Source organism: Salicola sp. AFF1 (assembly GCF_056783195.1).
In genome coordinates this window covers 1-239 of sequence record NZ_JBXAYL010000237.1, presented here as the reverse complement: position 1 = coordinate 239, position 239 = coordinate 1, and the positions used below count along the sequence as shown (strand labels likewise).

The 239-nt window shown below is 67.4% G+C and carries 1 protein-coding gene; it reads right to left on the bottom strand.

What is annotated here, in order from left to right; translation table 11 throughout:
- A partial coding sequence (locus AC1RQI_RS17490; RefSeq protein ID WP_481905876.1) for a dihydrofolate reductase occupies positions 1 to 239 on the bottom strand: 239 nt, incomplete at both ends.

Genomic DNA, 239 nt, shown 5'->3' with positions numbered 1-239 from the left:
CCAATCGTGCACGACCGTGGCACCCGGGATGGCATGGCCACGCTGGCGCGTCAGGACGAGGCTGCGCCGGCCGGGCAGGGGACGGCCGATCGAATCCCAGGTCTTGCGACCCATCAGGATCGGCTTGCCCATGGTGAGCGCCTTGAAGCGCTTCAGGTCGCTGGAGATCCGCCACGCGAGATCGTTGTCGCGGCCGATCACTCCGTTGCGGGCGATGGCGACGACGAGAGAGATGTGAG